Here is a 2,842-nt window from a genome sequence, read left to right as displayed (position 1 = left end):
ATGTTGCCCATGGCCCGTGATGCCTGGGGGATGCCTTCGCTCAGGTGGTAAACCACCTTGATGTCGGCCCAGCTCAGGGTGCAAGCCAGCAGGCCGGACATCAATACCAAGTGTTTTTTCATTCGTTGCTCCTTAAGTATGGATATTAGCCGGGACCAGAGAAAAAGCATGCCCGTAAAAACCCGGCCTGAAACTGACGTTGATCTTTCAATCGCTTTCGCTGGCGATCTGCACACACACGGCGCGGCACAGCGTGACGACGCGCTCGTTGACGATGCGGTAGTAAATTTGTACACCTTCGCGGCGCTTGCCCAGCACGCCCGCTTGGTAGAGGGTGTTCAGGTGCTGCGACATATTGGGCTGGGTGGTGTCGATCTCGGAGAGCAACTCGCCCACATTCTTTTCGCCGTTGCACAGGGCGCTGATGATGCGCAGGCGCATGGGGGCGGACATGACGCGAAACAAATCGGCGGCTTTTTCAAAAACCTCCTCCGATTCGGTCAGGACGTTGTCTTCTGGTGGTGCTGTTTTGGCCATGGTGTCTTTTCTTCGAATGTCTCAATTGCCGCACGATTGTCCTGCAAAAGGCCACGGGGTCGGGCTGATGCTTCAGTGACTGCCCAGGGTGCGCCTAACTTGCAGCCATCAAAATTTGGCATTGTGGTCAATTTTGTCGCAGTTTCAAACCATTGATTTGTTCTTTGCTTATGCGCAAATCCAGATAAGCCGCCAGGCACGCCCTGGGTGAATCGCCCATTTGCGCTGGCGCAAGGATCCAGGCCAGGACTGGGGACATACTGGACTTTTTGGACTGGAAACTCCTCATGCCCCTGCCGCCCGGCCTGGCCGAACGCCTGCAAGACCCCAGCCTGCACGCCAAAGTGATGGGAGCTGACGAAGCGGCGGCCCTGATCTCGGTCGGGGCGAATGTGGGCATGAGCGGCTTCACAGGCGCGGCTTACCCTAAGGCGGTGCCTCAGGCGCTGGCCGCGCGGCTGGCGACTTTGCATGCGGCGGGGCAAACGCAGGCGCGGATCGGTTTTTGGACCGGGGCGTCCACAGGGCCTGAACACGATGGGGCTTTGGCTCGGGCTCAGGGCATCGAGATGCGCCTGCCCTACCAGTCGGATCCAACCTGCCGCCAACAGATCAACGCCGGGCACATGCTCTACAACGACATGCATTTGTCGCATGTGGCGCAGGCCGTTTGGTCTGGTCTGCTGGGCCACCTGGATATGGCCGTGGTTGAGGTGGCAGGCATCTTGCCGGGGGGCGGCTGATCCCGTCGACCTCGGTGGGCAACAACAAAACCTGGCTGGACCAGGCCGATCAGATCTTTTTGGAGGTGAATCTGCACCAAAGCCTGGCGCTGGAGGGCATGCACGACACTTACCATGGCACCCACCCGACGCCACACCGCCTGCCCATTGGTCTGACGCAGCCGCAGGACCGCATATGGCAACGTCAACTCCAGCCACATCCTGGGCTCGTCCATCATGAACGGCATTGGCGGCTCGGGCGACTTTGCGCGCAATGCTTATTTGTCGATTTTCATGGCCCCATCGCTGGCCAAGGGCGGCAAGATCTCGTGCATCGTGCAGCAGTGCGAGCACCCAAACTTTCGGCCTGCTTTGCACGACTACATGGCTCGCGCCCGGCGCAGCGGATCGGGCTTGCACACTCCCCACCTGCTGGACGAGGCACTCAGCTGGCACAGCCGCTATGTGAAAACCGGGCAGATGTGAGGACAGCTGCCCTGCCGCCAACGGCTGGCTGCGTGCAAAATCCTGCCTGCTTCAACGCCTCAACCATTCCGCCCAGCAGGATGCCCACATGCCCATGTTTGTCGACAACTCCCCGCCCGTCAGCTGCATTTTTTGCAAGCTGGTGGCCAAGGAGATCCCCGCCGCCATCGTTTTTGAAGACGCGCAAACCCTGGCCTTCATGGACCTGGGTCAGGTCAACCCCGGGCATGTGCTGGTGGCCAGCAAACGCCACGCGGCCAACTTGCTGGAGCTGACTGCCGACGAAGCGGCGGCCGTGATGCGCACCGCCCACCACGTGGCCCGGGCCGTGATGGCCAGCTTTGACCCACCTGGCCTGACTTTGCTGCAAGCCAATGGCAAAGAAGGTGACCAGACCGTGTTTCACTTTCACATGCATGTGGTGCCGCGCCATGCCAACGACGGCATTACGCTGTCCTGGCCTCGCAAAGACCCAGTGCGCGAAGTGCTACAAGCGCACGCACTGCGCTTGCGCCAGGCGCTTGAAAATTTAGACCAATCCGTCATAGCCAGGCCATCCGAAGCTGGCCTTTTTTGAACCGCTGCAGATGGCACCGCAGGGCTGAAATCTCAGGTCTTGGGCAGCGTCACGCCGACTTGGCCCTGGTATTTGCCACCCCGGTCCTTGTAGCTGGTCTCACAAACATCGTCTTTGTCGCTCTCAAAAAACAGCACCTGGGCGCAGCCTTCGCCTGCATAAATTTTGGCGGGCAGCGGCGTGGTGTTGCTGAACTCCAGCGTCACATAGCCTTCCCACTCAGGCTCGAACGGGGTCACGTTGACGATGATGCCGCAACGGGCATAGGTGCTCTTGCCCAGGCAAATGGTCAGCACGTTGCGCGGTATGCGGAAATACTCCATGGTGCGGGCCAGCGCGAAGCTGTTGGGCGGGATGATGCAGACATCGCTGTGGATGTCCACAAAGCTGCGTTCATCGAAGTTTTTGGGGTCCACCACCGTGCTGTAAATGTTGGTGAACACCTTGAACTCAGGGGCGCAGCGGATGTCGTAGCCATAACTGCTGGTGCCGTAGCTGACGATTTTTTGGCCTGTCGCGT

Annotated in this window: 3 protein-coding genes and 1 pseudogene; 2 read left to right on the top strand and 2 right to left on the bottom strand. The window is 59.6% G+C overall.

Annotated features, from left to right (window positions below):
* Nucleotides 1-207: 207 nt before the first annotated feature.
* The gene (locus ACIQ47_RS15980; protein WP_396439020.1) at nt 208-537 is read right to left on the bottom strand and encodes an ArsR/SmtB family transcription factor; all 330 of its coding nucleotides are present in this window, start codon (nt 535-537) and stop codon (nt 208-210) included.
* A 287-nt stretch (nt 538-824) separates the two neighbouring features.
* Here ACIQ47_RS15980 and ACIQ47_RS15975 point away from each other — a divergent pair.
* A pseudogene (locus ACIQ47_RS15975) lies at nt 825-1,745 on the top strand (acetyl-CoA hydrolase/transferase C-terminal domain-containing protein).
* An 88-nt stretch (nt 1,746-1,833) separates the two neighbouring features.
* Entirely contained in the window at nt 1,834-2,322 is a 489-nt protein-coding gene (locus ACIQ47_RS15970) for an HIT family protein (protein ID WP_396439019.1), read from the top strand.
* A 32-nt stretch (nt 2,323-2,354) separates the two neighbouring features.
* On the opposite strand, the gene dcd is transcribed toward ACIQ47_RS15970, so the two are convergent.
* On the bottom strand, nt 2,355-2,842 hold a 488-nt coding region (dcd, locus tag ACIQ47_RS15965; RefSeq protein WP_396439018.1), incomplete at its 5' end, for a dCTP deaminase.

This window comes from Limnohabitans sp., assembly GCF_044373035.1.
Classification (GTDB): domain Bacteria; phylum Pseudomonadota; class Gammaproteobacteria; order Burkholderiales; family Burkholderiaceae_C; genus Limnohabitans_A.
This window is presented reverse-complemented; position numbering and strand designations above follow the sequence as displayed.

Bases quoted from the DNA above. Each gene is read 5' to 3' on its own strand.
- ACIQ47_RS15970 (WP_396439019.1), top strand. From the start codon at position 1,834: ATGCCCATGTTTGTCGACAACTCCCCGCCCGTCAGCTGCATTTTTTGC.
- ACIQ47_RS15980 (WP_396439020.1), bottom strand. From the start codon at position 537: ATGGCCAAAACAGCACCACCAGAAGACAACGTCCTGACCGAATCGGAG.